Here is a 26988-nt window from a genome sequence, read left to right on the forward strand (position 1 = left end):
TTTTCTTCATATGAATCCATGGTTACACACGTATGAATGTCCTCTACCTGGCACTGTATTCATGTACGAAAGCTGCTAGACGCTTTAATGTGTCCGGATTAACTTGCGGGAATACCCCGTGTCCTAAGTTAAAGATGTGGCCAGGAAGCTCCATTCCTTGATCAAGGATCTCTTTGGCTCTTTCTTCGATCACTTCCCAAGGAGCTAACAGAATCGCAGGATCCAGATTTCCCATTACCGTTTTGGAAATGCCTCTATCTCTTGCTTCTTTAATCGGCAGGCGCCAGTCTAATCCAACTACATCAAGAGGAAGGTCATGCCATTCATTCGCCAAGTGACTTGCACCAACACCAAACATGATCAATGGTACGTTCTCTGCCTCCAATTCTGTAAAGATCTTCTCCATGACCGGCTTAATAAATGTACGATAATCTTGTACATTCAATGCCCCGACCCAAGAGTCGAATATTTGGAAAGCAGACGCTCCTGCTTTGATTTGAGCTTTCGCATACGTTACTGTCATAGTTGCCAGTTTATCCATTAAAGCAAACCAGGCTTGTGGTTCTGCATACATGAACGCTTTTGTTTTATTATAGTTTTTCGATGGACCGCCTTCAATCATGTAGCTTGCCATTGTAAAAGGTGCACCGGCAAAACCGATCAACGGCACGGACAGTTGCTCCTGCGTCAATAATTTAATGGTATCTAATACATAAGGAACATCATTTTCAGGGTCGATTTCTCCCAACTTCTCAACATCTGCTGTCGTACGAATCGGGTTATCGATTACAGGGCCAATTCCTGATTTGATTTCAACGTCCACTCCAATAGAAGGAAGTGGTGACATAATGTCTTTATAAAGGATCGCTGCATCCACATCATATTGTTCCACCGGCAGCCTTGTCACATAGGCGCAAAGCTCAGGTTGGTGTGTAATTTCAAACAGAGAATACTTCTCTTTGATTTTGCGGTATTCAGGTTGTGAACGCCCAGCTTGTCTCATATACCAAACCGGAGTATAGTCCGTCTTTTCTCCCCTTGCTGCTCGTAAAAATGTATCATTCATTTGCTTCATACCTTTTTTCGTCCACCTTTCTATGTAACTCCATTATTCCCATTGTATACTAATTAGAGTAGATTCTGAAATTGTCCTATTTTTAATAGGTTCTTTCGTAAAGTTTGTTGCTATTTTCAAGAAGATAGTAGTAGTTGATTTCCGCTGCAGGATGCTCGCTTTCCGCGGGGCGGGCGGTGAGCCTCCTCGGCTTCGCCTGCGGGGTCTCACCTGTCTAGCTACAGGGCTTAGGGGCTCGAGGTCCTAAGCCAAGTCTGCCAAAATGGCAATAGCGCCTTTCCAGCAGACCCGTCTTATGCTTGTCGCCCCTGGGCAAAGCCCTTTCCGCTTTTCGTACTGTCCCACTTCTCCCGCAGGAGTCGAGCACCTTCCGCTCCAATCAACTTTCTCATTATGAGTTTTTTAATAAAATCTAAATAAAAACACTAACTTTTTAGAAAACAATCTCTTTTAAAGAGAGCAGTGGTTCATTTCCTTTTGAGAACAAGAAGTTCTAGTTTCTATTAGATTGTTTTTGTCACCTTTTAGCTCTGTCACGAAAAGTCTCTTATAGATTGTGAGGGGAACTGCGTAGACTCCGGCGGATTTTGGGCGTGCCGATACCCCGTTCGGCTAAGCTGAGGAGGCTCGGCCGAACGATAGCAAGCGGAGCAGTTCCCCTCACCATCCAGCACACATTGATTGACAGAGCCTAAGACAGATCCTTTACGAATAGAACCTTAAATATGACCGTACGTTTTGTAGCCCTTTTAAACTATAGACGTTTTAAAGAGAATTGTATAGTTATCAAGGGAAAATGTCATAAATTTGCCGATTTTCAAGTTAGATGAAAAAATATCCAGAAATCATGTTACATGAGCAAAGGATTAGGGAAGAGTATAATAGAGGTAACTAATTAATTGAGGTGATATGGATGAAGGTGTATATAACAACGGGAACCCATGAATTTCTACAAAAATTAATGGATCGGCATTCAGATGAAAAAATGATCTTAATGCAAGGGAAAGATGCCATGCTGCTTCACGAGACAAATGGTAAGAGTGTCTTTGAATCCCCCCGCAAATATGAAATTGTCGATCAATCAGGTGAGCTTAAAAATAAAGGATATGTAGTTTTCAATAACATTCCTGTTACAGATGAAGGTCGCCCACTATTTGAATACCGTTTTAAAAATCGTGCAGGATTGATTGAAGAAGTTCCAGGCTTTACGGCTATCAGGGTTCTTCGTCCTTTAGATACAGATACATATGTGATTATGACTTTATGGGAAGATGAGAAAAGCTTCATAGGGTGGCAGGAATCCAAGCAATACCAGAAAGCACATGAAAAGCGTGGAACGGAAGAAGGAATTGATAATAAAAAAGATATCTTCCCTCGCGCTTCCTATGCAAGTGAATACCATGTAACAGGTGAAGAGTAACACATGAGCTGCCGGATTTTCAGGCAGCTTTTTATTTAGAATGGCAGCCACTCACCGGTCCCTCAAACTTAACAATTACAGTTAAAGTGTACATACATAATTACAAATTATTAACAGTATACTTTATCGTATTGGTCATAGATATTTTCTTTGCATTTATTTACAACACACCCTATGTGAAAGGAGTTGAGTACCGATGAGTCAAACGTGTTTGCTTCTGATTGACTTTCAAAAGGCATTTAGTCATCCTTCATGGGGAAAGCGGAATAATCCTGGTATGGAAGAAAACGCCTATCAGCTTCTTCGCGCCTGGAGAGAAAAGGCATGCCCTGTCGTTCATGTACAGCATTCTTCCAATGATATGGATTCACAACTGCATTCCAGCTCAGCAGGTTTCGATTTTATAGACGAATTCCGTCCTTTAAGAAACGAAAAGCAAATCATTAAGCACGTCAACAGCGCATTTATCGATACGGACCTGGATTTATATTTAAAAAGGGAAAAGTTCACATCCCTTGTAGTGATGGGCTTCACGACGAATCACTGTGTATCCACTACGGTTCGCATGGCTGGGAACTTAGGTTATGATGTGACTGTTCCTTTTGATGCCACAGCATGCTTTGAAACGTATTCGTATGATGGTTCTTTATTTTCAGCTGAAATTGTTCACGGGCTGTCACTGGCTAATCTTCATCATGAATTCGCCACCATCTCTTCAACAGAATCCATACTATCTTCACGATTCAAATTTAGTAAACCTGTTATTTTCTAAGTAACTTTTCTGTTCTCGCAAGAGGGGCTTAGTCAAGGGGAGTGATTCCATTCCCTTTGACTAAGCCCCTCTTGCGTGTTTTAAAATTCCCCAGTCCTTATCGTAAAGCTTACCTACTTTTTATTATTCCCCCGGTACAATATCCCATTCCGATTCGCATAAATCGCTGCCTGTGTTCGATCGGTCACTGCAAGTTTGCTCAGGATATTACTTACATGAGTTTTGACGGTCTTAATCCCAATGAAAAGCTCTTCTGAAATTTCTTGGTTTGTCATTCCTTCTCCCAGGCATTTCAATACATCCATTTCTCTCGACGTCAGCTCTTCATGAGGCTTTCTTACCTGAGGGCGGAATCGGTTCATCATTTTATCCGCTACTTTGGAGGCAATGACGGACTCCCCCTTCATTGCTTTATAAACAGCCGATGTCACTTCTTCGGCACTTGCCGTTTTCAACAAATAACTATGAGCTCCTGCTTCAATGGCAGGAAACACTTTTTCATCATCATAATAGCTTGTAAGTATGATGATTTTACAGTGTGGATGAAAGGTTAAGATCTTCTTTGTGGCTTCGATACCATTCCCGTTCTCCATTAATAAATCCATCAGAATCACATCAGGCTTATATAGCTTCGCAAGCTGAGCCGCTTCATTTCCGCTTTTTGCTTCCCCAAGAAATTCAATTCGATCCTCTGTCAGCAAATAGGTTTTCATTCCTAATCGAACCATTTCGTGATCATCTACAATCATCACCTTTACCTTATCCACCTGTTTTCCCCCTTTGGTTTAGACTGGAATCCGCAGGTCAATATACGTTCCTTCTTTCTCTTTAGAACGAATTTGAAACAATCCCCCGATTTCCTCGGCACGCTCTCTCATTGTCTGAAGTCCGTAAGATGTCATCTTGTTTTCTCTCGGGTTAAAACCTTTTCCATTGTCACTAATGTACAAAGTGACATATCCCTCCTTTTTCTCCGTTACAATTTTTATTTTCGTTGCCTCAGAGTGACGAAGGATATTGGAAAGGCTCTCCTGAATAATCCTGAACATGTGGGTTTCGGTTCCCTTTGAAAGATTCTCAATCCCATCGAGACTTGCTTCGATCTCGATTTGTGTTTTTTCTTTTAATTCTCTAATTAAAATGGTTAATGCTTCACAAAGACTTTCCCCTTTTAAATCAATCGGTCGTAAATGAAGAAGAAGAGCCCTCATCTCCCCTTGTGCTTTTCCCGCAATGTCTGCTACTTGTTTAACGATCATTTCAACCTTCTTTGAGTCTGTCCCGATACTTTTTTGCGCGGCAGAAGATAGCATGTTTAACGCGAATAATTGCTGACTGACTGAATCATGCAGATCCCGCGCCAGTCTTTGCCGTTCTTCCATGACAGCTGCCTGGTGAGCTTGATCGGCAAGCTCAGATTTTTCATCGGCCAACCTCTGCAATGATTTCACCTGTTCTTGAATGAACACAGCAAGTTGATTTAATTCATCAGATAATATTCCAAGCTCATCATGTTCAAAGCGATCCACCCTTGCAGAAAACTTCCCGCTTCTTAACAGGGTCACGAATGTAGAAATATCATCGATTCTCCCTTTGAATATATACCCCGTACGAAATCCGAAATAAATACTTAATAATAGAAGGATGATGGCTAACCATATAGTCAAATAAATCGATAGTTCAAGAGAAATACTTGTACCTTCAGAGAAGTACAAATAGACCTGCAGAGATATAAAGAAAAGCAAGATAGCCATGACAGACATCATAAAAAAGCTTTTAAAGATCCAATTGCGAATGTTCGAGGAATTGTTCAAATTCTCCCCTCCTTTTACTTACGTTACACTCGGTTTATTCGAATCGAACCGATTTTCACGTCAACAGCCAGCTTGATTTTCTTACTTGCCTGTTCGTATTCCGGTGAACGGTAATAAAGCTCAGAACGAATATCTGCCGACTTTTGGTCAAATAATTTAATATCCCCGACTTGTACCTTCAAGGTGATTTCCACAGGTACGTTTTCCGGTATGATCATTTTCACATCGCCGATCCAGCCTTTGATTTCAATAGGCGTTTCGCCTTCAGGAATAAAGGCTTTACTGAAGTCAAAATAGTAATCTCCAATGGCATTGTAAAGCTTCATATTTTCAAGGGGCCAGTTTGGCTCGGAAAATCGAATATCTCCGACGATAAAACCTCTGTTCATCTTATTCTTCTTGGGAGTGGTTTTATCTCTCTCATTCTCAAAACCAATTTGGGATGTTTTCTCAAATGGATATTCGTTGCTTATACTTACTCTGATTGGTTTATTTCTGATAACACGATGAATGGCGATTGCGATAATAAAGAGCGGCCACAGTTTCCACCAGCTTGCATATTCGAAATCCACTACATCGTATCCATCAAGAATGATCAGCGTTCCCAACACCATACTGAACAATCCAAACAGTAACTTCCCGAAACTCTTCTTTAAAAAGCTGTCTATTGTCCACTTCAAGCCGAAGAGTAATAACATTATAGGAATAATATTGACAAATATCTGCGTTATTTCCAAGGAAATGACACCAATATTCAATAGTAATAACAACAGTCCTATCGCCATCAACAGGAACGAGAAAAACCATTGTTTTCTTCCCTTATACCTCATGCCAGCACCACCTTCACATCTACTATTAGTTTCGCTATTAATGAATAAATTCCTGTTACTACTTTCATTATAGATTGCTTTCTCTCGTGTAATGAGGAGCATCGGTATGATTCTGCCTCGGTCTCGAGACGGAAAAAAATGTTCCTACCCTGTATCACACCTTTTCACTATTTTCATAATCTATAGTACAGATCAGGGCAAATGCCTAAAGTTTGAGGAACGATTTAGAGGAGGTTTTTTCTAATGGGGATTGATTTAACAGCTCTTCATTGGATTTATTTAGCTTTCATAGGATTCATCATCCTATTTATGATTTTCCGTAAAGATACAACGATCGTATGTATCCTGGGAATCTTCAGTATTGCCCTGGTGGCAACAGGATCGTTAAGCGGATCGATTAGTAGTATATTTAATAGCTTTATATTCGCCATCACCGAACTGCTATCTACCATTCTCGTGATTTCCATAATCGTAGCAATGAGTAAAGGACTGACTACTACCGGTATTAACGATGTCATGATTCGCCCGTTTACGAAGTTCATCAGGACACCGGCCCTTGCCTATTGGACAATCGGTCTTGTCATGATGTTTATATCTTGGTTCTTCTGGCCGTCGCCTGCAGTAGCTCTCCTGGGTGCCGTGTTAGTACCCGTTGCCTTGCGAGTCGGATTACCCGCTCTTGGAATTGCCATGGCCATGAACTTATTCGGTCACGGTATCGCCCTTTCCGGTGACTTTGTCATTCAGGCAGCTCCGAAGTTAACGGCCGACGCAGCAGGTATACCTGTATCAGATGTTATTTCTGCAAGTATCCCCCTTATTATCGTGATGGGTGTCGTCACAACCGTTACTGCATTCCTTTTCCTTAAAAGAGATATGAAGAAAGGAATCCTCTCGGTGGATTCGAGCTCCCTTGCGTCCATCGGACAGGATCAGGAGGAGTCACCTAACCTGTTATCTACACGATGGAAACAAGCGATTGCCATTCTTATCCCTATCTTATTTGCCCTGGATATTACCGCCATGGTTCTATTTGATCTTCAAGGAGGAGATGCTACCGCACTGATTGGTGGAACATCCATCATCATTCTTCTCTTGATTTCATTGGCTGCCTATAAAGGAAAGGGATTGGAGAAAACGACGAGCTTCATGATTGACGGGTTTCAGTTTGGATTTAAAGTGTTTGGTCCCGTGATTCCAATCGCTGCTTTCTTCTACTTGGGAGATTCAGGTTTTCAAACGATTATCGGCGACTTCCTTCCTTCAACGTCACAAGGAATCGTCAATGACCTCGGGGCATCTCTTGCTGCCATCGTTCCCCTCTCTACAACAGTCGGGGCGATCACCCTTACGACCGTTGGAGCGATTACAGGACTTGACGGATCCGGCTTTTCCGGAATCTCCCTAGCCGGTTCCGTAGCCAATCTATTCGCAGATAGCATTGGGTCAGGTGTTGCCACCCTTACTGCCCTAGGGCAAGTCGCAGCCATCTGGGTCGGCGGTGGAACACTCGTTCCATGGGCCCTCATCCCGGCTGCCGCCATCTGCGGTGTCGATCCATTCGAACTCGCAAGACGTAACATGCTTCCTGTCGTCATCGGATTAGTGGCAACCACGATTGTAGCGATGTTGTTGATTTGAATATAGTGAGTGACGGACCTTATTTGAGGTCTGTCCCTCTATTTTTCCTGTTTCGGCCGCTTCTCATAAAGAAAGATACACAGTACAAAAAAAGAGTAACCCAGTAGGTATCCAGCTGCGACGTCTGATGGATAGTGAGCCTGTTCCACTATTCTGCTGAGTCCTGTCAGCAGGGAAAGGATGATGGCAAGGATAAAGAGGGTCACTTTCATTCCAGTAGAAGAAATCTCTCTACTAATGAAGTATGCAATGACGAGTAAGAAGACCAGCCCCACCATGGCATGGCCGCTGGGAAAGCTGAACCCTTCTTCCCCGTGTGGAAATGGAGGTCTTTCTCTTTCCATCAAACCTTTGATTGCTTTATTCAGCACGTTACTTCCCGCTACCAGCACAACAACGGTAATGATTCCAACAAAGTCCTTCTTGGCCCACCAAAGATATAAAATAAGGGCGATGGATGCGATCCCAATCACTAATTCGGTACCAATTACGGAAAACAATTCAATAAAGTGAAGGTTGCTCATGTTCGACAAGAGATAATCCTCACCTAAAATCTCCATCTCATAAAAAACAAAATGTACGATGGTCATAAACAGTACAAATGAAATGATGGCCGTTATGTATTGAAACTTCTTCATCTTGATCCTCCTTGAATTTCACTCTAATTACCCACTTCCCTCTTCCTATTTAGTGTTATAATATTCGTAATATTCATCAAATATTAGGAGGTTGTGCACTTGCTGAATGAATTATATCAGAAATTAGAAGAACGTTGGATAGAAATGGTTGAGATCAGAAGGTTTCTCCATCAACATCCTGAATTATCCTTCCAAGAGAAAAATACAGCTGCATACATTGCTGATTACTACAATAAAATCGGGGTTCCCATCCAGGAACAAGTCGGTGGCAATGGGGTAGTAGCAAGAATCGAGGGAGCTCTCCCGGGAAAAACGGTGGCTCTTCGGGCAGACTTTGACGCCCTCCCCATCCAGGATGAAAAGGATGTGAAATATCGCTCCACCGTTCCAGGCGTCATGCATGCATGTGGCCATGACGGTCATACAGCAACTCTATTAGTATTGGGTAAAATCATGCATGAAATGCGCGATAAGCTATCCGGCACTATAGTGCTGATTCATCAGCATGCGGAAGAATATGCACCAGGCGGAGCGAAACCCATGATTGAAGCGGGCTGCCTGGATGGAGTGGATGTTATTTTCGGAACTCATTTATGGTCAAGTGAACCTCTCGGAAAAATTCTATATCGACCAGGTCCAATAATGGCTGCTGCTGATAGATTTGAAATCGTCATCAAGGGCTCCGGTGGTCACGGGGCACAACCTCATAAAACAAAGGATTCCATCGTGATTGGAGCTCAAGTTGTTTCCGAGCTTCAACAAATTGTCAGCAGAAGAGTGAATCCGATTGACCCTGCCGTCGTGACAATCGGTTCGTTCATGGCAGATAACGCATTTAACGTGATTGCTGATTCCGCTAAACTCATTGGAACAGTCCGTACATTCAATCCTGAGGTCAGAGACTTTATCGAAGATGAAATCGAACAGATCCTGAAAGGGGCATGTCTTTCAGCCCGTTGTGAGTATGAATATGTGTATGAACGCGGATATCCTGCTGTCGTGAATCACGCAGAGGAAACGGAGCTGTTGATTCAAAGTGTGGATACAGTCGATGAAGTTCATAGAGTGGAAGAAATTGAAATGCAAATGGGCGGGGAAGATTTCTCCCATTACTTAGAACATGTAAAGGGTACCTTCTTTTTTACGGGAGCCAAGCCGGAAAATGTTGAAGTTGCCTTCCCCCACCATCATCCCAAGTTTGATATTAACGAAAAGGCTCTTCTGATTGCCGCTAAATCACTGGCGTCTGCTACCATTCAATATCAAGAAAGGCATTCTGTCACAGAGACGCTTACAAAGTAAATCATAAAAAAGGATCAGCTGCCATAATGGCCTGATCCTTTACTCTTAATAAAAACGATGATTTTTTTCAATCTTACTTACCACCAAGACCCACCAGATCAAGAGCGGTTGAAATAATAACCTCACCCAAAGCAGCACAACATTTGCTTCTTCTTTCCCTGGAGCAGGAATTTCTTTAATGGCCGCATAAATATTTGCGGGTAAAATGAGAACTAAATAAATCGCTGTGATAATCCCCGCTTTTTCACGAGTCTTTGGAATGAGCAGGAGTACAGCCAATATAAACTCGATCATTCCCGTAATATACACGATTTCTTCCCTTAGTGGAATGAATTCAGGGATCATTTTGGCGAATCCTTGAGCTTCAATAAAGTGAAACACCCCTGCTAAAAAGAAGAAGAATGAGAATAGAATAAGACCTAACACTTTCAATCCTTTCTTGCGTTTGTTCATCTATTTCACACCTCACTACAATAATGATAATGCACTTTCTAACTATACCTGAATATTCAGAGGAAATAAAAAGATGCGTTTGTATTCCGTTTCCCTACCAATATCCCTCACAAAAAAAAGATCGACTATCACGTCGACCTTCCCTCACTACTATCACTACTATTCTAAATCATGAAAGTACCGAATCCGATAAGCATATTTTGCCACTTCCCCCAATTGATCAAGAAGTTGATAGTTTGCATAGGCTCCCACCACAGCCCCTACCCCGGGAATGAGTTGAAACAATTTCACGAAATCAATGTAATCCCGATACTCCTGCTGGAAAGTTCGCCAGTCCAATTCCATCAGTTTTTCTTTTTCCACATCCCAGTTTTCGATGATGTCGAGGACATGTTTTTTATGAGAATCACTGGAGAATGCAAGCTGAAAGACATAAAGTAGAAACAGGCGTTCCTCATATTGTTTTGTATCATAGCCATGAATGGCAGAGCATTCGCTCAGAAATTTCATTTTGATTGATAAAAGTAACGGAAAATCTGCCAGGCCGAGAAAGATTCCGCCTGCACCTGTACCTGCTCCTTCAATCGTAGCAGCTTTCCGGTGAAATTCCATTCGTTCCTTCATAAGCCCTTCTCTTTCCTTCAGTGAAGACGTCACAGAGACCTGCTGAAGGGGTACCCACTCGCTGCCTTTTAACGTTACTTCTACCATCTTCTTGATACTTTCCGTTACAACTTTATGTGCTTTCTCAGGGATCCATTGATTCACTTTTGTTTGAGCTTGCTTAGAAAAACGTTGGAAGATGGAAGATTTTCTACTGAACTTACGTTTCCAGGAATCGAGCTCTTCTCTTTCATGGTTCACACTGAACCACCATCCTTTTTTATCTGTTTACTCTTCTATACGTTTTTTCCTGCCGGATTGTTTCACTAAAATAATGTTTCTTCCATCTTCTTCAATCGCTGTACTAAGTAAAACTGACTAAATAGAATTGAAAATGACAACCCGACCAGTAGCGTGATCAGCCCTTCTATCCATGCCCCCTTTAAGAATAGAGGAAGGGAAAACACAACCGCTTGGATCATCATGGACTGATTCATGATTTTTTGAAAAGAGGATTTCTTTAATTCCCGTGATACGGGATAAATGAGTACCCAGATTTTATAATCAAACCGTTTAAACAAAGGGATCAGCTGAAAAGCTGTTAAATAAAGGAACACTAATGCCGTCAGAATACTGAAGATAAAAGAAGAATTCGAATAAATTAACAGCACACCGATCAAGGTTAACCGAATGTAAAGACCCGAATATTCACTTGTTCTCACCATCGACCGAAGATACAAATACCGATACGTCGATGCTTGAGAGAAAGGTGTCCGCACAAGTCCATCAAGCCATTTTCTCCGGTGCACCTTCCCTTTCAGCTTAGGTACATCCGTGAACATATTGGCGATCCGATAAAAGATCAGCATTCGCTGCTGCTCTAAAGTGATTAATAAATCCCATTTAAGATTCTTTCCCTTTGTTGCCTGATAAAAGTAGAGCGCATATCCGAGCATGATGAAGACAACGACGATGACCATCCAGATAGCAGCCCCTGATAATACTAAGAACACGAGAGCACCGTTTAATAAAAAGCGCAAAAAGCTGTCCGTCCAATGAGCTTCCTTTTCCTGAAAGCGCAGCATAAACCAGCGTACATATAAATTCCATACCTTTAAGGCTAATACAAAGCCAAGTAACGGAAAGAAGCTTCCAAAGCTGCTCCCGGATACCGATACATACATTGGCATCAGTGCAGCCAGTACGAGCAGTTGAATGTACGATTGAAACATGAAGCTAATCAAGATGCATTTGGTGAAATAACTTGATAAGCGGCCCTCTAACGGCAAAAGAAACACGGCATCCGCTTCTCTCAGAAACGTATAAACGGGACTCCATGCCAATAGGAGGCCCAGGATCACCGCCATGATGAGAGGTGCAGGAAAAGCCGGATCCAGGCTTTTCACCCACTGATTATACGTATAAGCTGCTCCTCCCAATGCAAAAATCAGGACGAATAATAAATGATCGTTAAACATGTATTTTAAGTACTTTTGAAGCTCGAGATTATACTCTACGATTCGTTTCTTCCAAATGCTTTCCACCTTATTCATCATGGGATTCTTCCTTTGTCAGCTGGATATAAATATCATCTAACGTTGCACCCGGCATGGAGAATTCCTTACGTAGCTCCTGAAGCGTTCCTTTTGCACGAATTTTCCCTTCATGAAGGATGATGAATGAGTCACAATATCTTTCTGCCGTTGCTAAAATATGCGTCGACATCAGAATTCCAGCACCGTTTTGCTTCATCTCCTGCATCCAATCCAGCAGCGACTGAATACCTAGTGGGTCTAATCCAACAAACGGTTCGTCAATGATATAGAGACTGGGCTGAATAAGAAAGGCGCACATGATCATTACCTTTTGCTTCATTCCTTTTGAAAAGTGAGCAGGAAACCAGCTCATCTTCTTCTCCATACGAAAGGCCTTCAATAGTTTATCAATTCTTCCTTTATACTCAGACTCTGATAATCCATAAGCCATGGCCGTAAGTTTTAAATGCTCTTCAAGGGTAAGCTCATCATAAAGAATCGGTGTTTCCGGTATGTATGAAAACTGCTTTCGATACTGATCGGCATCACTCTTCAAGGTATGACCGTTAATGGACACTTCTCCTTGCTTTGCTTCCATGAGACCAATTATATGCTTGATAGTCGTGCTTTTCCCTGCTCCGTTCAGGCCGATTAATCCGACAATCTCATTTGAATGTATGGAGAATGTTATATCCTTTAAGACCGGTTTTCGGGTATACCCACCAACCAGGTGTTTGATTTCTAATAATGACACGAGCAGCAACGTCCTTTCTCTTCTACATGTTTTTCTCTATTTTATCAAAATTTCATGGTAAAGGCATGGTTAAACAAACTTTCCATTCCATATTTTAGCATTCATAACAATACGGAATCTGAACATCATAATATTTGAAGGGGCCAGCAATAAGAAAAAGGGGATGGTTGTTAAAGACCAGCTAACCGATTTCACTATTGTTTGCGGCTGTAAGGATTGTCGTCTTCTATAGTGAATGACACACACACCATATTCATTTGTTCAAAAAATTGATAAATGAGGTGTTTGTTAAAGCACATTTTGACTGAATCAACTTACTTTATTAGCTTATCAAGCTTAGGAGATAAGGGGATGGTCACATTGCACAAAGTCATTCATGTTTCTAATGGTTTACACATATCATCCTTATAGCAAATGAGGTGTTTGTCCAAGACGGCTAACAGTTTCTATTGTCTGAATTGCTTAAATAGCGAAAAGATAAGGGGATGGTCGCATTGAACAATTTTCATTCTAACGTAAGAATGTATCACTACAAAAGCTACTAGCGAATGAGGTGTTTATCAAGGAGAATGAAGCCTGACATATAAACCTTTATAGTATTACCCCTTCAAGAAGAGAGGCAGGAAAATCGTTCCTGTCTCTTCTTCATTTATTTTCTCATTCATGATAAAATACATAAAAATGCCATTACTGAAAGGTGGAGTAAAAGTTGAGCGACTGTATTTTTTGCAAGATTATAGACGGTGAAATCCCTGCTATGAAAGTGTACGAAGATGAGCATGTCCTTGCTTTCCTTGATATTAGCCAAGTGACGAAAGGCCATACATTACTTATTCCCAAGGTACATAAAGAAAACATCTATGAGCTGACTCCCGATATGGCAAGCCACCTCTTCTCCGTTGCACCTAAGATTGCTGACAGTATAAAGGCCGAGTTTAATCCTATTGGAATGAACTTGTTAAGCAACGCAGGTGAAGAAGCAGGACAATCCGTCTTCCATTTCCACATGCACTTCATTCCCCGCTATGGCCAGGGAGATGGCTTTGGAGCCGTTTGGAAGACACATAATGATGACTACACTCAAGAAGACCTGAAAGGAATAGCTGAATCCATTGCACAGCATCTTTCATAAAAATCGAGCCTGATCCCTGAAGGTAATGGGGATCAGGCTTTTTCAGAATAATTAATCTTTGACAACAATACTCGGTATGTTATAATGTACCTATCTTTTCGCTAATGGCAACAGTGCACATTAGGAGAAGCAAATAGTATAGTTTAGTTGAGGAGAGATGAGAAATGAATACAAAAACACTTGTATCCCTGTCATTAATAGTAGGGATCGGAGCCGTCCTGCACACAGTGATCCCGGGAATTTTCTTAGGAATGAAGCCGGACATGATGCTGACGATGATGTTTCTAGGCATTATATTATTTCCAGCTAAGAAAAACGTATTACTTTTAGGTTTATTAACTGGAGTCATTTCAGGTCTGACAACACAGTTCCCTGGAGGATTCTTACCTAACCTGATCGATAAACCGATCACGGCATTCGTTTTTTACGGCCTTTTCCTGGCTACTAAAAAAATCACTCGTTCACTTGTAGGAGCTTCTGTTCTAACAGCTATTGGTACACTCGTATCAGGAAGTATATTCTTATTTTCTGCTTATGTGATTGTCGGTCTGCCTGGAGCTTTCTTTGCTCTATTTGCAGCAGTCGTACTTCCAGCTACACTTGTTAACGCCGGGGCAATGTTTGTGGTGTATCCAATCATTAACGGGATTTTAAAACGTTCAACCATTCGAGAAGCTGTCACAACAGAACAGCTATCCTAATTTAATCATAGTAAAGCCCTCCATTCATTGTGCTATCGCCAGCTGAATGGAGGGCTTTTTCTATATCTTACTTGACTGCAACCCATAAGAGTACTCCAATCAAAAAGGTAATCACCCCACCGGACCCCATTATGGCAGCACGCTTTTTTAATATATTCTTAGGAGGATACATACCCGGCCTTTGAATGGAAATGAAATTATACACCATACTTAGAAATAGTACTGTACAGAGAGCAAAGAAACCAAAGATTATCCCGTCCATTGATTAGAATCCCTCCTTTACTCCACCTCTTACCTTTATTTTTATGCTGCAAGTAAGAAAGTTATGAATTGACTTGTTTTAATCTGTTATAAAAGGGAAAAGGAGAATACATGTTGATTGTAGAAATAGAGTATTATAGAAATAGAAGAACGAGGTGATCATAGTGAACAAAAAATCCCTAGCTTACGGGCTATTTATCGGTGGAGTGGTTGGAGGATTAGCATCCCTTCTCACGTCTCCTTCATCAGGGAAAGAAATCCGGGCACAAATCAAGGACAAGAAAGATGACTGGACTGGAGTAATTGACGAGATGAAGGTGAATATTGGTGAATTGAAAGAATCCATCGGCACCCTGTCTCAGGAAGGAAAAGAAACGGTCATGCAACTTTCGAAAGATCTTCAAGCTTCTTTCAAACATTGGCAGGCTTCGACAGAGCCAAATAATCGACGACTTCAGGAAGAAATCCAATCCATCCAAAGAACCATTGAAGACTTGGAAAAATCGATTAACTCAGCAAATACACCGAATCAATAACCAGATCCCCACAGCCCTTTTTTCACTAATGGTGATGGAAGACTGTGGGGCTTTTTGGTTGGAAAAGGGATTATATCGATTCTGTAGAAACATGTTTTGAAAAAAAAGTATGATCCCCCTTCTTTTCTTTCAATATAATAATTACATGTGTAAATCCCGTCATTACAGTATCCATCTGCCCATCAACCTTTGTTTTTCACAGTATGTCCCAATCAAAAATTATATACTTCGAAAAATTTTGTCAATTTAACCTTTATTAATTATTACTTTATTGGCATAATAAAATATAAGCGCTTTCTTTTTTGTGATAGTTGTTTTAGTAAGTCATTTTGGTACTACTTAGATTTAAAAAGATTTTCTAGCAAAGTGGGTGAATGAGATGAAGGAAAGAGAATTTACTTTGAAAGAGGCTATGCTCTTCAGTCAAAGGATGGCTCAGCTTAGTAAAGCTCTGTGGAAGGCCATAGAAAAGGACTGGCAGCAATGGATCAAGCCATACGACTTAAATATCAACGAACATCATATTCTCTGGATTGCGTATCATTTAAAGGGTGCTTCCATTTCAGACGTAGCCAAGTTTGGTGTTATGCATGTTTCAACTGCATTTAACTTCTCCAAGAAATTAGAAGAACGGGAATTACTACAGTTTTCTAAACGGGAGAACGATAAACGGAACACCTATATTCAATTGACGGCTAAAGGGGAAAATATACTTCTTGAGTTAATGAAGAACTATAAGCCTGAGAGTCACTCAATCTTCCAGGGAGTTTCCCCATTACGGGAATTATATGGAAAGTTCCCTGAAATGATTGAAATGATGACCGTCGTGCGAAATATATATGGAAATGATTTTATGGAGATATTCGAAAAATCGTTTCATAACATTGAAAATGATTTTTCTGATGATAACGGAAAACTGGGAGAATTATTTCAAGATGAAGAAGAACTGGCTTAATCTACAAGCTCTTCTTTAACTGTTTCATCAAAGCTGGATAAATGTCTTGAGCTAAACAGCTATCAACCACTTCATGAACCTTCAGCTTTGAATGAAGCTCTTCTTCAAACTCATTGAAAAGCGGAATATTGTACACGAATCCTTCCGCTTTTTGCTTTTGGAGTTTCATGCTCAACCTATCACAAGTGATAAACAACTCCTTCACTTCCCTTTCCGACAAACCCTTACGAATAATCATTCGATGAAAAGGAAAACCATTTTCGGGCATCATCTCCGCCATTAACCGTTGATAATACTCGAGTTTCTCTATACGTTTCACTAAATCATTCATCTTAATCACCCTTCAATCATTGCAAAAAATTCTCATACTCTCTTTGTACAAAACTATAACATACCTTTCCCAAAAAGTTCTTCTAAAAAATATGAAAAAATCAGCCTGAAATGTATTGATTTTTTCCGGCAATCGTAATAAAGTATGTTAGGCACTTAACTATGATCTATTCGTCTAATGGAGGCGATTTTTTTATGCATTGCTGGAAAACAATCAATCTGGAAAAACAATTCGGATTTTACCGAGTCTTTTTACTTTCATCTATCATCATGATGATGGTATTCTCATTAATATACGTACCAATTAACTTACTATTTCCAAGTGCTTTCTATGATAACCACTTCCTTGTGTTCTTTATAGGAATGTTGAGTATCTATCCGTTGCATAAGTTTTTTCACATTGTACCTATACTACCTTTTGTGAAAAAAATGAAGTGTAGATGCAATCGGAAACTATTTTTTTTACCGATCGTTTCTTTGCGAGTGGATCAGCCTATCTCAAAATACCGTTACATGCTTGCCCTGGTGGCACCATTCTTTGTACTGAACGGGATTTTGCTATACGGATGCATCCACTTCCCGCACTATTCTCATTACTTTACAATGCTGCTTGCTTTTCATTCAGGGATCTGCGCCATTGACTTTATATATGCAAAGCAACTAATGGACTCACCAAAGAATGCATTAATTGAAGAGAATGATGATGGATACGAAATATTGATTTATCAGTAAGGATGATGGATGGCCATTGAAACATACACTCGATGGAAGAAATCATCCTTCTGTTTTTTTAGGTGTTTTCACGAAGATTCTTTTTTCATTTACTGATCGAAAATTCCTGCTTGCACTTGGATGTAATGTAAAAAAGAATGCAAAAAGCCTTATTTGCATGATTAATGCAATACTCTCGCTACCAATTAGAGAAATTATTTGGTAATGTATAGCTTAAAGGAGATAACGGGGAGGGGTTTGGATGATCTCCATGTTTTTAGTGTTTGCTATTTTCATCTTATTCTATATAAATAAAATGACAAACGCATTATGTTTACAAAAAGAAATACCTGAAGAACGCCAACCAAAGGTGTTTAGAACCATCAATATCCTAATCACCATACTACTGGTCTCTTCTTATATAGAAATATTGTTTACATAGAAGAAAAGCGGAGGCGGCTTGGTTAGCCACGACAAGCATAACAGGGAAATCCCTGAAGGCGCTCTTTGCCTTTGGGGATTTCCCTGTTATGACCTCGAGCCTCTAGCCGTCGGAGCTGGACAATTAGAAAAGCGGAGGCGGCTCGTTTAGAGGCGACAAGCATAAGGTGAACCTACCGGAAAGGCGCTCTTTGCCTTTTTGGTAGGTTTAGCTTATGACCTCGAGCCTCTAGCCGTCGGAGCTGGACAATTAGAAAGCGGAGGCGGCTCGTTTAGAGGCGACAAGCATAAGGTGAACCTACCGGAAAGGCGCTCTTTGCCTTTTTGGTAGGTTTAACTTATGACCTCGAGCCTCTAGCCGTCGGAGCTGGACAATTAGAAAAGAATAATTAACAAAGCAGATCCGGAAAATCCGGATCTGCTTTGTTTTTCTATAAGTCACCGTTTAATTAATAAACGTATGCTGCACCAATGATGATTAACAAAATGAATAGTACAACGATTAACGCAAATCCTCCGCCGTAAGCACCTGACATCTGCGCTTCCTCCTTTCATGTATGAAAAAGCCACCTAAATATGAATATAGCAAAAGGGGCCGCCTTTCTTAAGGTATTGCCCCCTCTACAGTCTTTATCAGATAACTTTAAACCCTGAGGCTAAATTATAGCCATGCTGCACCTACAATAATTAACAGGATGAACAGTACTACGATTAACGCGAAACCTCCGCCGTGTCCGTGACCCATAACTTTCCACCTCCTTTGAAGCGCTAATTTATCTTATTCAAGTTAGCTGCCATTTGGTTTAGGCTAATGTCATAAATTTAATTTTTTTAGCAAATAAATGCGGCACCAACGATGATTAATAAGATGAACAGCACTACGATTAACGCGAATCCGGAATTGTGTTCACAGCTCATATTTATTACCTCCTTTTCTCTCTTCGCTCTTATCATATGAAGGAACCTAGGAAATGGGTGTGTAAAATGCCCATTTTTCTGAAGATTAATATGGAAAATATTTTTTTTCATGGAAAAAGTGTGTTATAGTATGTTTTGTAGAAATTTGACAAGCCACCAAACGAATATATTGTAGGAGTTGGTCACCATGAAAAAATGGATCATTTCAGTATCATTGGCTGCGGGAGTCGTAGGACTTGCAGGATGCAGCGGAGACGGTGCTGAAGGAAACAGTGACGTTGTTGCAACAACAAAAGCTGGAGACGTAACAAAAGATGAACTTTACAAATCAATGAAGCAAAAATTCACTCCACAAATGGAACAAGCCCTTCAAGAATTGGTTTACACGAAAGTACTTGAAGAAAAGTATGACGTGTCGAAAGAGGAAGTTGACGAAAAGCTGAATGAAGCGAAAGATCAATTGGGACCTCAATTTGAAATGTTCTTACAACAATATAATCTTGATGAAAAATCGTTTAAAGAATACCTAAAGCTTCAATTACTTCAAGAAAAAGCAGCGATTTCTGACGTGAAAGTCACTGAAAAAGAAGTAAAGGAATACTACGAGACATGGAAGCCTGACATTCAAGTTCGTCACATTCTTGTCGATGATGAAAAAACAGCTAAAGAAGTGAAACAAAAATTAGCTGATGGTGGAAAGTTTGAAGAACTTGCAAAAGAATATTCTAAAGATCCTGGTTCTGCTGAAAATGGCGGAAGCTTAGGCTGGGTAGACAATGCTGGTCGTCAAAACTTCGTACCAGAATTCTCTAAAGCTCTGGACACTTTAGAAAAAGGCAAAGTGAGTGAGCCTATCAAAACAGAATATGGCTACCACATCATTGAAGTGACAGATAAAAAAGAAAAGAAATCCTTTGACGAGATGAAAAAGGAAATCGAAAAAGAACTGAAGCTTTCAAAAGTGGATCCTCAAAAAATCCAGGAAGCGATGAAAGCTGAAATTGAAAAAGCTGACTTAAACATTAAAGATGAAGATCTTAAAAAAGCATTTGATCAAGTGCTGAACCCTGCGGCTGCACCTGAAGGCGGAGAAGCCCCTGCTGTACCCGAAGGAGAAGAAGCTCCAGCACCTGCTCAAGAGTAGACCAAAAAGGACTGACGGATCCATTCCGTCAGTCCTTTTTATTCTCTATGATCAAGACGTTAGTTGACGTCTCCTCTCCTTCTCCTCTTCCATACGATGAATGTAGACTTCTCCTTCTTTCTCTATCCACTCATCTTCCATACTCTTTTCTTCCTTAGCTGATTTAATCGTCATAAAGGCACTCCCGAAAATCCCTGCTACAACCAAGTACATCCAAATAGGTAGTGTCATTTGCTTCATCTCCTTATAGGTTTATCCTCTTTATTAACACTATATGTAATGAAGAGATAAAACATAACTAGATTTAACCTTTTTTTCTACTAAAAAGACCCCGTTCCATTATCCGGGGTCTAAGAGGTTACCTATTTATGAAAAGTCGGTTTATAGAATGAACGATTATCAAGGGCAAACACTCTTTCTGTATACTCCCCTGGTTTCACCCGTTCCAATGCACGATCCAGCATATTCATCTTTGCATCCACGTTATCGATATAATGAAGGATTTCAGCTTCACGAATGAGCGGCGGCTTAGGACTTCCCCATTCCGCTTTTCCGTGATGACTCAATACGAGATGTTGAAGGATCATCACTTCTTCCCCTTCAATTCCAAGCTCATCTGCAGCTTTTCCAATCTCGTTCACCATGATCGAAATATGACCGATCAGATTCCCTTCAATCGTATACGTAGTAGAGGTTGGGCCTGAAAGCTCAATGACTTTGCCTAAATCATGAAGAATGACCCCAGCGTACAATAGATCTGAATCCAGGGATGGGTATAGTCCTGCAATGGCTTTCGAGAGGTCCAGCATCGATACAACATGATACGCAAGGCCTGACACAAATTCATGATGGTTCTTAGTAGCCGCCGGATATTCCAGGAAAGGCTTCTGATATTTTTTTATCAAGTGTCTTGTGATGCGTTGAATATTTGGATTTCTCATTTCAAAAATATACTGAGTGATCTTACTCGTCATTTCATCAATGCTTACTGGCGCCGTTTCCAGGAAGTCTGAAATGGCATAACCATCTGCCGGGGAAGCCGGGCGAATCTGCTTGATCTTGAGCTGACTCTTTCCACGGTAACTATGTATGTCTCCAACAACCTGCACGATCGTTTCAGGTTGATATGCCTTCTCATCCTGCTCAGAAGCATCCCAAAGCTTAGCTTCCATATTTCCACTCTTATCCTGCAGAATCAGCGTTAAAAACGGCTTACCTGTATTTGTCGTGCCTTTGGTCATTTGTTTAATTAAAAGGGGTAATTCGATAGTTTCTCCGACATTAAAATGTGTAATCCCAGACATCTCTTCTCCTCCGTCCAACTATATTAGTAGTTTCAGTATATCATATTTCGATAGAGTACAGGGGTGGAAAGGGTTGGAGCGAGATGTGGGCGAGGATTGTGCTAAACTATGATCAAATTCCAGAGGTCCGTCCCTCTCGCTTCTCACAACAAAAAACCGCCCCCACGTGGAGACGGTTCCATCCTAATTCACCAATGCTCTTTTTTGTTTCTTGCTAATCCAAACTTTCGTCGCTACCAGCCCAACGAGCATAATGAATGCTCCGAAGAAGTAGGGAATATGTATATTCCACTCAAACAGTGTGCCGGCAAGTAATGGTCCAGCGACGTTACCAAGACTGAGAAACGAGTTGTTCAGCCCCATGACGGTCCCTTGTCGTTCTCCTGCCAGTTTTGAAATAAGGGAATTCAACGATGGACGGAGCATCGAGTTTCCAACAAAGAAAACAGCGGTTGTAATCAGGATCCCTACAAAGTTGGTGGCAAATGTCATGATGACAAATCCCAGTGCACTGAGGAGCAATGAGCCGGTTACGACTTTTTCCTCACCGAAGATCTTCGTCGCCCTTCCCACACCCACTCCTTGAACAACGGTACCGATGATACCAATAATCAAAATGATGATCCCGACTTCCTGTGGACCATATCCATATCGTTCGAGTGCATAGTAGCTGAAGATTGATTGGAAATTCGCCAATCCAAAGCTCATGATGAATACGAGTACCAACAGAAACCCGACCGGACTCATCACCGCATTCTTCATGACCACGAAGCGGTTTTCACGTTTCTCGTTCGGGTCAAAGGTTCTTCTTTCCTTTGGATAGGATTCCGGTAATATGATGACCGAGACAATGGCAGCAATGGAAGCGGCGATCCCGGCAAAGATAAACGGATAGGAGAGATTGATTTCTGCCAGCCATCCTCCGATTCCTGGCCCTATGACGATACCAAGACCCATGGCTGCACCCAGGATCCCCATCCCTTGACCCCGATTATCCTCATCCGTTACATCTGATACATAGGCCATTGCAGTCGGCATTAGTGCTGAGCCGAAAATGCCTGCGAGGATCCTGGACAGAAATAGCATCCATAATCCTACAGCGAAGGCAAAAATGAATTCAGCTATGGCAAAGCCAACCAAGCCGATGGTGATTAATGGCTTTCTCCCTATTCGATCGGATAACCGTCCCCAAATAGGAGCAAATAAAAACTGCATAAAGGCAAATACAGCCACCAACGCTCCAAGCGTTTGAGCATTGGCGTTGAATTTTTCTACGTAGAAAGGAAGAATGGGGATGACCAGCCCGATTCCAACCATGACGATAAATAAGTTGAAGCTTAGTAGTGCCAGTGGTCCCCGATTTCGTTTGGACCCTTTTGTTTTTGTCATACTATGTGTTCCTTCTTTCTCACTCTCATTTCATTCCCATGCTACTTTTTTTCGTGCAAACAAACTCCTTGTAGTATTGTAACGAATCTGAGAAATTATTGCCAATTCAAATTCTTTAAAGAATCATGCATTCCGAATCGATTCCTTTTCCATTCGCTTTAACACGATCATTTCATCCTCTGTAAACTCATTTCTTATATGAGGATGACAGGTAAAGAAGATAGTCTGATGGTTCGTTGCCATTTTCCTCAACAGCTTTAAAAATGCGTTCGTTCTTTCTCGATCAAAATTGACTACTCCATCGTCGATCAGTACCGGCAATGGGTACTTGTCCCGGAAAGATTGAATGAGGGCAAAGCGAATGGAGATGTATAACTGTTCTTTCGTTCCTTGACTGAGCTCGACTGCATGGAAGACTGCACCGTCTTTCCTCTCTACCCTGATCATCTCATCAACTTGTAAGAAAATACGTAGATAGTGCCCTTCCGTCAGCTCTCTAAAGTTCTCTTCTGCAAGCTCCATCACTTTAGGCATCTTCGATTTTTGGTAAAGATCCATTGTTTTTCTTAAGGACACTTTTGCTAACGTATATTTGGACCAGTCATACGCCAGTTCTTGAAGCTCAGCCTTTTTGCTTTGAAACTCCTGAAGGATTGTGGAGTAGCTCTTTCCTTCCTCCAGCACTTTTATTTCATACGAAATAGAAGCGAGCTCTTTTTGATAAGCAGAGAGCTCAGTTGAAAGCTCTTCGACTCTTTTCGATACCCAATTTAATTCCTTTTTGCTATCTTCCTTAGAATCAAACTGAAGAAACGTGTTGAGTGTTCGTTCGGTCAGCCTCGTTTTCATTCCATTATATCGAGCCGAAAGTTCAGTTCTCTCTTCGGCGTGAAGTGCCTTTTCACGAAATTCTATTTCTTCCATGCATCCTGCAGATTGAAGAAGGGTTCCAACCTCTTCACGGATCTTTCCACCTTCAATTCTTAGCTTCTCTATCTCAAATGAAAGAGGCTCGAGCTCCGTTTTGATGCTATTGATTATAAGGCTTTTCTTTTCAATATCCTGCATGATCCCCTTCAGTTTAATCATGGCCTCTTCCACTGTGGTAAACGTGAGAGAGTGGCGGTGGAACCATTCCTGACAAAGATCCCTAAACTCATTTAATTTTCGGACCACATGGTCTTCTTCTTCTTTAAGTTGGATATAAGCCTCATAATTCGAGACGGTCTCTTTCATTTTGACAAACGCATCACGCAGCCATTTCCAGTGAAAATCAGAAGGTAAACAGAGCTCTGATTTTAGACCGGATAACCTTTGTTCTCCTAAAACAATTTCTTTCTCTACTTCCTTCTGTTTTTCATGGAGCTTCTGAAGTTTTGTCTGTTGCTCTTCTAATGAAATAATTCGCTGCTTCCACTCGTTTCTCAATTCCATTTGCTGCTTTAAGCTTTGCTCAGCCTTATCCAAAGAGTGAAATTCCATTTGACCTTCAGCCTGAAACTCTTTTGCTCTTGCTTTTGTTTGTTGAAGGGTGCTGGATTCTTCTTGCAGACTCCCCCTCGCCTGCATTCCCATTGCACCCAATACTATGAGAAGAAGCAAGCAGATCCCGACAAAGAGCCCATTACCGGTCACGATTGCCCATGACCCAATCCCGAATAAAAGAAGGAGTGCTGCACCTATTAAGAGAAACTGCCGAGAGAAGGAGGACTTTTTTCTGCTGAAACGTTCTTCTGCCTCTTTCACTTGTAGGTTGATCCAATGTGCCTGGTCCCGTGAAGCCCTCCGGGAAGATTCAATTTTCACTGTTCTTTGTAATTCTTGATACTCATCTTCTTCCATCAGCCGATCCTCTAAGCTATCACACTTCCTTTCGATGTTGTGAAGTTCTTCTTCCTCCTCTTCGTAATGCTTCTGGAAGCTTTCCCGTTCATGAAGGAGCCTTGATTGCTGATCCAGTGCCTGCTGAATACGGTCAGACATCATTAAGCTTGTATCCATTGCAGGGATGGCCTCGATCTCTATTGTTAATCCCAATTCACGGATCGTATCATTGATCTTACTACGCACCGTTTTTAGTTCTCTGCTCCGTTCACTGCTTTCTTCTTTCCATTTCAGAAAAAAGGATTGTTGAGACAATATCTTTTCAATAAAAGGTATGTCTTCACTTAAGGAAGGATCAATCACTTCTGATTCTAATTTGTTGTGGAGCTTTTCTTGTTTCGTCACCAAGGTTTCAAGATATGCCGACACTTGTCTTTCTTCAGTTTTAAGCTCGTTTAAACGCTCTAATCCTTTTGCAGGAAACTCAATAATTTCCTGTTGGAAAAGGCGCTCCTTCACTCTTTTGAAGCTAGTGAGTGTATCCCAGTTTTCATTAACTGAAATCAGGTTCTCTTTCTTTTCAGCAAGAGATGCCTTTTCTGTCTCCATGGATGAAATCCGGGTTTCTAACGATTTTTGCTTTGCTATGAGAGGACGGTATTGATCATTTTTTTCTTTTCCTTCCTTTACTTGTTTTTCAAGGACTTTTAATTGTGTCAGCACTGCGTTGACCATCGGCTTTCTTCCCGATTTCTTAAACAGCTGCTCCCTTTCTTTCTGCCAATTCTGTTCCATCTGTAACAAGAGGTCCGTCCCTGTAGAGCCTGCAGAGAATAGGTAGCGGTTCAGTTCTTCTTTTTTGAGGCGCTGAATGTTTTGCAGCCCTTCCAGATTGAATGAGAATATGTTTTGGTAAGTTGTCCTGTCCATATTTCCGAGCAGTTGTTGAAGGGTTTCTTCTCCTTCGGTTCTTCCGTCCTCGAATTGAACGGTCACGTCCCCTGTGGCCTTCCCTTTAACCCGCTCGATACTGAGGATTCCTTGTTCTTCCATCCGGCAAAAGATTCTCCCGCCATACTCTGTAGAAGATTTCGGTTCATACCTGAGCAGGGATTGCTGCTTCGTCGGAAACCCGAACAAAATGCTATGTATGAACGACATAATCGTTGATTTACCAGCTTCATTTTCCCCATAGAATATTTGAAGGTCACCAATCGTATAGTGCTTGTTTTCTATTTTTCCGTATCCATAAATATGAAGTTCGAGCAGTTTCACCCCATTCACCTCCACGTTCAGCCTTTATTTTGTAACAAGTGCTCTGTATCTTCTATTAAAGATTTCTTCTCTTCTTCCTTTAGGGGATCCAGAAAGCGGTAAATAGAAGGGTGCTCATACAGTTCTGCCAGGGCACCCTTCCACTCTTCTTCACCCATGCTTTCCAGGGTCTCCATTACTTCCTGTTTGAACGGATCCTGTTCAATGCCCCGACTCGCCTGGGTATGCTTCCATCGTATGGAATGAATCCACTTCAAACCCTGGTGACTCTCGTATTCTGATTGCAATGCTTCCAGTAGATCACCATTTTCTATTTTACCCGCCATGTCTTGAGGGAGTGATTCATCATCCGTCAAGATAACCTCCATCAACACATCCCCTTCTTCAAGAGATTCCAGAGCTTGCTGGATACGTTGGAAAATCTCCCCAAAGCGCTGAACACCTTGAAGGGATACGGTGCATGTCTTCCACATCAAGTCGTGAGTCGGGATAAATGTTAATTCTGTATGGTGATGATCAAGCACCACTTCATAACATCCTTTTTCACCTGTTTCTTTCCGATGTCTTCCCTGGATATTACCTGGATACACTATGTAAGGCTCTTCGTGCAGAATCTGCCGCTCATGGATATGTCCCAAAGCCCAGTAGTGATAATTCTTCTCCAATAGTTCCCTTATCGCAAAAGGCGCGTACGTTTCATGTGAAGAATGCACACTTCCTTCGCTTCCATGGAGGATGCCTATCGTATAGAGGTCATCGGAACGTTTAGGATAATCAGCAATCCTTCTTTCCTGGATATGTCTTGTACCATAGCTGAATCCGACTATATCTACTGTTGTCCCATTCTTTACAGTAAGCTGTTTCACTTCTGTTTCTGCGCTGAAGATATGTATATTATCCGGCATATCGAGCTCTAATCGATAGCTTCCAAGATGATCATGATTCCCATGAACGACGTATACAGGAATGTTGTTTGAATGTAACAGATTGAATTGCTTCAATAATTTAGCCTGCGCCCGAATACTGCGATCTTCTTCGTCAAATAGATCCCCGCTGATGATCATGAAGTCAATTTCTCTTTGAATCGCTTCCCTTACCACTTTTTCGAAAGAGGCAAAGGTACTATTATATATTCTTTCGAACACTTCTTTCGGTAAATGTTTTAGTCCGATAAAAGGACTATCCAGATGTAGATCTGCTACATGAAAAAACCGAATCTTCCCCATGAAG

29 protein-coding genes and 1 pseudogene are annotated in these 26988 nt (G+C 41.3%); 11 read left to right on the forward strand and 19 right to left on the reverse strand.

Annotated elements, in window-relative coordinates; genetic code table 11:
* Window positions 1-43 precede the first annotated feature (43 nt).
* Window positions 44-1075 carry a uroporphyrinogen decarboxylase gene (gene hemE / locus AC6CIB_RS16870; protein ID WP_498282599.1) on the reverse strand — a complete coding sequence of 344 codons (1032 nt, stop codon included), beginning with the start codon at window positions 1073-1075 and terminating at the stop codon, window positions 44-46.
* A gap of 913 nt (window positions 1076-1988) precedes the next feature.
* Here hemE and AC6CIB_RS16875 point away from each other — a divergent pair.
* The gene (locus AC6CIB_RS16875) at window positions 1989-2495 is read left to right on the forward strand and encodes an antibiotic biosynthesis monooxygenase family protein (RefSeq protein ID WP_498282601.1); all 507 of its coding nucleotides are present in this window, start codon (window positions 1989-1991) and stop codon (window positions 2493-2495) included.
* Between the two features lie 196 nt (window positions 2496-2691).
* Window positions 2692-3267, forward strand: a complete 576-nt coding sequence (locus AC6CIB_RS16880; protein ID WP_498282603.1) for a cysteine hydrolase family protein — start codon at window positions 2692-2694, stop codon at window positions 3265-3267.
* 113 nt (window positions 3268-3380) lie between these two features.
* Here AC6CIB_RS16880 and AC6CIB_RS16885 read toward each other — a convergent pair whose 3' ends face one another.
* Genes AC6CIB_RS16885 through liaF form a run of 3 tightly spaced genes read right to left on the reverse strand, consistent with a single transcriptional unit; the run spans window position 3381 to window position 5911 of the window.
* The gene (locus AC6CIB_RS16885) at window positions 3381-4034 is read right to left on the reverse strand and encodes a response regulator transcription factor (protein WP_498282605.1); all 654 of its coding nucleotides are present in this window, start codon (window positions 4032-4034) and stop codon (window positions 3381-3383) included.
* 18 nt (window positions 4035-4052) lie between these two features.
* Complete coding sequence (locus tag AC6CIB_RS16890; RefSeq protein ID WP_498282607.1) at window positions 4053-5081, reverse strand: sensor histidine kinase; 1029 nt, start codon at window positions 5079-5081, stop codon at window positions 4053-4055.
* Window positions 5082-5104: 23 nt separating this feature from the next.
* Window positions 5105-5911, reverse strand: coding sequence for a cell wall-active antibiotics response protein LiaF (gene liaF / locus AC6CIB_RS16895; protein ID WP_498282609.1), 807 nt, complete (start codon window positions 5909-5911; stop codon window positions 5105-5107).
* Between the two features lie 243 nt (window positions 5912-6154).
* On the opposite strand from liaF, the gene AC6CIB_RS16900 reads away from it, so the two are divergent.
* Window positions 6155-7552, forward strand: a complete 1398-nt coding sequence (locus AC6CIB_RS16900; protein WP_498282611.1) for a hypothetical protein — start codon at window positions 6155-6157, stop codon at window positions 7550-7552.
* A gap of 38 nt (window positions 7553-7590) precedes the next feature.
* On the opposite strand, the gene AC6CIB_RS16905 is transcribed toward AC6CIB_RS16900, so the two are convergent.
* A complete protein-coding gene (locus AC6CIB_RS16905; RefSeq protein WP_498282613.1) occupies window positions 7591-8190 on the reverse strand; it encodes a phosphatase PAP2 family protein in 600 nt (199 codons plus the stop codon).
* Window positions 8191-8289: 99 nt separating this feature from the next.
* Between AC6CIB_RS16905 and AC6CIB_RS16910 the strand changes: the two genes are divergently transcribed.
* Window positions 8290-9492, forward strand: a complete 1203-nt coding sequence (locus AC6CIB_RS16910; RefSeq protein ID WP_498282615.1) for a M20 family metallopeptidase — start codon at window positions 8290-8292, stop codon at window positions 9490-9492.
* 45 nt (window positions 9493-9537) lie between these two features.
* Here AC6CIB_RS16910 and AC6CIB_RS16915 read toward each other — a convergent pair whose 3' ends face one another.
* From AC6CIB_RS16915 to AC6CIB_RS16930, 4 genes are all read right to left on the reverse strand, one after another.
* The gene (locus AC6CIB_RS16915; protein WP_498282617.1) at window positions 9538-9945 is read right to left on the reverse strand and encodes a DoxX family protein; all 408 of its coding nucleotides are present in this window, start codon (window positions 9943-9945) and stop codon (window positions 9538-9540) included.
* A 159-nt stretch (window positions 9946-10104) separates the two neighbouring features.
* Entirely contained in the window at window positions 10105-10809 is a 705-nt protein-coding gene (locus AC6CIB_RS16920) for an EcsC family protein (protein WP_498282619.1), read from the reverse strand.
* 65 nt (window positions 10810-10874) lie between these two features.
* Window positions 10875-12104 (reverse strand): ABC transporter permease, encoded by a 1230-nt coding sequence (locus AC6CIB_RS16925; RefSeq protein ID WP_498282621.1) that lies wholly within the window; start codon window positions 12102-12104, stop codon window positions 10875-10877.
* Entirely contained in the window at window positions 12094-12837 is a 744-nt protein-coding gene (locus AC6CIB_RS16930; protein ID WP_113971550.1) for an ABC transporter ATP-binding protein, read from the reverse strand. The genes AC6CIB_RS16925 and AC6CIB_RS16930 overlap by 11 nt, the downstream gene beginning before the upstream one ends.
* Before the next feature lie 709 nt (window positions 12838-13546).
* Here AC6CIB_RS16930 and AC6CIB_RS16935 point away from each other — a divergent pair.
* Together AC6CIB_RS16935 and AC6CIB_RS16940 are read left to right on the forward strand one after the other, a co-directional pair.
* Window positions 13547-13969 carry an HIT family protein gene (locus tag AC6CIB_RS16935; protein ID WP_498282623.1) on the forward strand — a complete coding sequence of 141 codons (423 nt, stop codon included), beginning with the start codon at window positions 13547-13549 and terminating at the stop codon, window positions 13967-13969.
* A gap of 164 nt (window positions 13970-14133) precedes the next feature.
* Window positions 14134-14670: a tryptophan transporter gene (locus AC6CIB_RS16940; RefSeq protein ID WP_498282625.1), complete on the forward strand. Its 537-nt coding sequence runs from the start codon at window positions 14134-14136 to the stop codon at window positions 14668-14670.
* Window positions 14671-14737: 67 nt separating this feature from the next.
* Here AC6CIB_RS16940 and yhzF read toward each other — a convergent pair whose 3' ends face one another.
* A complete protein-coding gene (yhzF, locus tag AC6CIB_RS16945; RefSeq protein ID WP_498282627.1) occupies window positions 14738-14932 on the reverse strand; it encodes a membrane protein YhzF in 195 nt (64 codons plus the stop codon).
* Between the two features lie 163 nt (window positions 14933-15095).
* On the opposite strand from yhzF, the gene AC6CIB_RS16950 reads away from it, so the two are divergent.
* A complete protein-coding gene (locus AC6CIB_RS16950; protein WP_498282629.1) occupies window positions 15096-15467 on the forward strand; it encodes a YtxH domain-containing protein in 372 nt (123 codons plus the stop codon).
* Window positions 15468-15846: 379 nt separating this feature from the next.
* A complete protein-coding gene (locus AC6CIB_RS16955) occupies window positions 15847-16422 on the forward strand; it encodes an HTH-type transcriptional regulator Hpr (protein WP_113971262.1) in 576 nt (191 codons plus the stop codon).
* Between the two features lies 1 nt (window position 16423).
* Here AC6CIB_RS16955 and AC6CIB_RS16960 read toward each other — a convergent pair whose 3' ends face one another.
* A complete protein-coding gene (locus AC6CIB_RS16960; RefSeq protein WP_498282631.1) occupies window positions 16424-16753 on the reverse strand; it encodes a DUF1878 family protein in 330 nt (109 codons plus the stop codon).
* A 194-nt stretch (window positions 16754-16947) separates the two neighbouring features.
* On the opposite strand from AC6CIB_RS16960, the gene AC6CIB_RS16965 reads away from it, so the two are divergent.
* Both AC6CIB_RS16965 and AC6CIB_RS16970 read left to right on the forward strand, forming a co-directional pair.
* Window positions 16948-17484 (forward strand): DUF3267 domain-containing protein, encoded by a 537-nt coding sequence (locus AC6CIB_RS16965; RefSeq protein WP_397553277.1) that lies wholly within the window; start codon window positions 16948-16950, stop codon window positions 17482-17484.
* Window positions 17485-17725: 241 nt separating this feature from the next.
* Window positions 17726-17905: a hypothetical protein gene (locus tag AC6CIB_RS16970; RefSeq protein WP_498282633.1), complete on the forward strand. Its 180-nt coding sequence runs from the start codon at window positions 17726-17728 to the stop codon at window positions 17903-17905.
* Between the two features lie 448 nt (window positions 17906-18353).
* On the opposite strand, the gene AC6CIB_RS16975 is transcribed toward AC6CIB_RS16970, so the two are convergent.
* From AC6CIB_RS16975 to AC6CIB_RS16985, 3 genes are all read right to left on the reverse strand, one after another.
* Complete coding sequence (locus tag AC6CIB_RS16975) at window positions 18354-18440, reverse strand: YjcZ family sporulation protein (RefSeq protein ID WP_113971259.1); 87 nt, start codon at window positions 18438-18440, stop codon at window positions 18354-18356.
* Window positions 18441-18565: 125 nt separating this feature from the next.
* On the reverse strand, window positions 18566-18649 hold the full coding sequence (locus tag AC6CIB_RS16980) for a YjcZ family sporulation protein (RefSeq protein WP_498282887.1): 84 nt from the start codon (window positions 18647-18649) through the stop codon (window positions 18566-18568).
* A gap of 86 nt (window positions 18650-18735) precedes the next feature.
* Window positions 18736-18822, reverse strand: a complete 87-nt coding sequence (locus AC6CIB_RS16985; RefSeq protein ID WP_498282889.1) for a YjcZ family sporulation protein — start codon at window positions 18820-18822, stop codon at window positions 18736-18738.
* Between the two features lie 187 nt (window positions 18823-19009).
* Between AC6CIB_RS16985 and AC6CIB_RS16990 the strand changes: the two genes are divergently transcribed.
* Complete coding sequence (locus tag AC6CIB_RS16990) at window positions 19010-19966, forward strand: peptidylprolyl isomerase (protein ID WP_498282635.1); 957 nt, start codon at window positions 19010-19012, stop codon at window positions 19964-19966.
* A 51-nt stretch (window positions 19967-20017) separates the two neighbouring features.
* Here the strand turns inward: AC6CIB_RS16990 and AC6CIB_RS16995 are convergent, their stop codons facing one another.
* The 5 genes and pseudogenes from AC6CIB_RS16995 to AC6CIB_RS17015 all read right to left on the reverse strand — a co-directional run bounded on the left by AC6CIB_RS16995 (window position 20018) and on the right by AC6CIB_RS17015 (window position 26984).
* The gene (locus tag AC6CIB_RS16995; protein WP_498282637.1) at window positions 20018-20197 is read right to left on the reverse strand and encodes a sporulation YhaL family protein; all 180 of its coding nucleotides are present in this window, start codon (window positions 20195-20197) and stop codon (window positions 20018-20020) included.
* Between the two features lie 131 nt (window positions 20198-20328).
* Window positions 20329-21270 carry a 3'-5' exoribonuclease YhaM gene (gene yhaM, locus AC6CIB_RS17000; protein ID WP_498282639.1) on the reverse strand — a complete coding sequence of 314 codons (942 nt, stop codon included), beginning with the start codon at window positions 21268-21270 and terminating at the stop codon, window positions 20329-20331.
* Between the two features lie 183 nt (window positions 21271-21453).
* Window positions 21454-22662, reverse strand: a pseudogene (locus AC6CIB_RS17005) (MFS transporter); the annotation flags it as partial.
* A 120-nt stretch (window positions 22663-22782) separates the two neighbouring features.
* Window positions 22783-25758 (reverse strand): AAA family ATPase, encoded by a 2976-nt coding sequence (locus AC6CIB_RS17010; protein WP_498282641.1) that lies wholly within the window; start codon window positions 25756-25758, stop codon window positions 22783-22785.
* Between the two features lie 17 nt (window positions 25759-25775).
* On the reverse strand, window positions 25776-26984 hold the full coding sequence (locus AC6CIB_RS17015; RefSeq protein ID WP_498282643.1) for a metallophosphoesterase family protein: 1209 nt from the start codon (window positions 26982-26984) through the stop codon (window positions 25776-25778).
* Window positions 26985-26988: the final 4 nt, after the last annotated feature.

The sequence above is a fragment of the Rossellomorea sp. GQ25 genome (assembly GCF_059758515.1).

Excerpts from the sequence above, each read along its gene's own strand:
- hemE (WP_498282599.1), bottom strand. The coding sequence starts at position 1,075 with ATGAAGCAAATGAATGATACATTTTTACGAGCAGCAAGGGGAGAAAAG.
- AC6CIB_RS16875 (WP_498282601.1), top strand. The coding sequence starts at position 1,989 with ATGAAGGTGTATATAACAACGGGAACCCATGAATTTCTACAAAAATTA.
- AC6CIB_RS16880 (WP_498282603.1), top strand. The coding sequence starts at position 2,692 with ATGAGTCAAACGTGTTTGCTTCTGATTGACTTTCAAAAGGCATTTAGT.
- liaF (WP_498282609.1), bottom strand. The coding sequence starts at position 5,911 with ATGAGGTATAAGGGAAGAAAACAATGGTTTTTCTCGTTCCTGTTGATG.
- AC6CIB_RS16900 (WP_498282611.1), top strand. The coding sequence starts at position 6,155 with ATGGGGATTGATTTAACAGCTCTTCATTGGATTTATTTAGCTTTCATA.
- AC6CIB_RS16905 (WP_498282613.1), bottom strand. The coding sequence starts at position 8,190 with ATGAAGAAGTTTCAATACATAACGGCCATCATTTCATTTGTACTGTTT.
- AC6CIB_RS16915 (WP_498282617.1), bottom strand. The coding sequence starts at position 9,945 with ATGAACAAACGCAAGAAAGGATTGAAAGTGTTAGGTCTTATTCTATTC.
- AC6CIB_RS16925 (WP_498282621.1), bottom strand. The coding sequence starts at position 12,104 with ATGATGAATAAGGTGGAAAGCATTTGGAAGAAACGAATCGTAGAGTAT.
- AC6CIB_RS16940 (WP_498282625.1), top strand. The coding sequence starts at position 14,134 with ATGAATACAAAAACACTTGTATCCCTGTCATTAATAGTAGGGATCGGA.
- yhzF (WP_498282627.1), bottom strand. The coding sequence starts at position 14,932 with ATGGACGGGATAATCTTTGGTTTCTTTGCTCTCTGTACAGTACTATTT.
- AC6CIB_RS16955 (WP_113971262.1), top strand. The coding sequence starts at position 15,847 with ATGAAGGAAAGAGAATTTACTTTGAAAGAGGCTATGCTCTTCAGTCAA.
- AC6CIB_RS16960 (WP_498282631.1), bottom strand. The coding sequence starts at position 16,753 with ATGAATGATTTAGTGAAACGTATAGAGAAACTCGAGTATTATCAACGG.
- AC6CIB_RS16965 (WP_397553277.1), top strand. The coding sequence starts at position 16,948 with ATGCATTGCTGGAAAACAATCAATCTGGAAAAACAATTCGGATTTTAC.
- AC6CIB_RS16970 (WP_498282633.1), top strand. The coding sequence starts at position 17,726 with ATGATCTCCATGTTTTTAGTGTTTGCTATTTTCATCTTATTCTATATA.
- AC6CIB_RS16975 (WP_113971259.1), bottom strand. The coding sequence starts at position 18,440 with ATGTCAGGTGCTTACGGCGGAGGATTTGCGTTAATCGTTGTACTATTC.
- AC6CIB_RS16980 (WP_498282887.1), bottom strand. The coding sequence starts at position 18,649 with ATGGGTCACGGACACGGCGGAGGTTTCGCGTTAATCGTAGTACTGTTC.
- AC6CIB_RS16985 (WP_498282889.1), bottom strand. The coding sequence starts at position 18,822 with ATGAGCTGTGAACACAATTCCGGATTCGCGTTAATCGTAGTGCTGTTC.
- AC6CIB_RS16990 (WP_498282635.1), top strand. The coding sequence starts at position 19,010 with ATGAAAAAATGGATCATTTCAGTATCATTGGCTGCGGGAGTCGTAGGA.
- AC6CIB_RS16995 (WP_498282637.1), bottom strand. The coding sequence starts at position 20,197 with ATGACACTACCTATTTGGATGTACTTGGTTGTAGCAGGGATTTTCGGG.
- yhaM (WP_498282639.1), bottom strand. The coding sequence starts at position 21,270 with ATGTCTGGGATTACACATTTTAATGTCGGAGAAACTATCGAATTACCC.
- AC6CIB_RS17015 (WP_498282643.1), bottom strand. The coding sequence starts at position 26,984 with ATGGGGAAGATTCGGTTTTTTCATGTAGCAGATCTACATCTGGATAGT.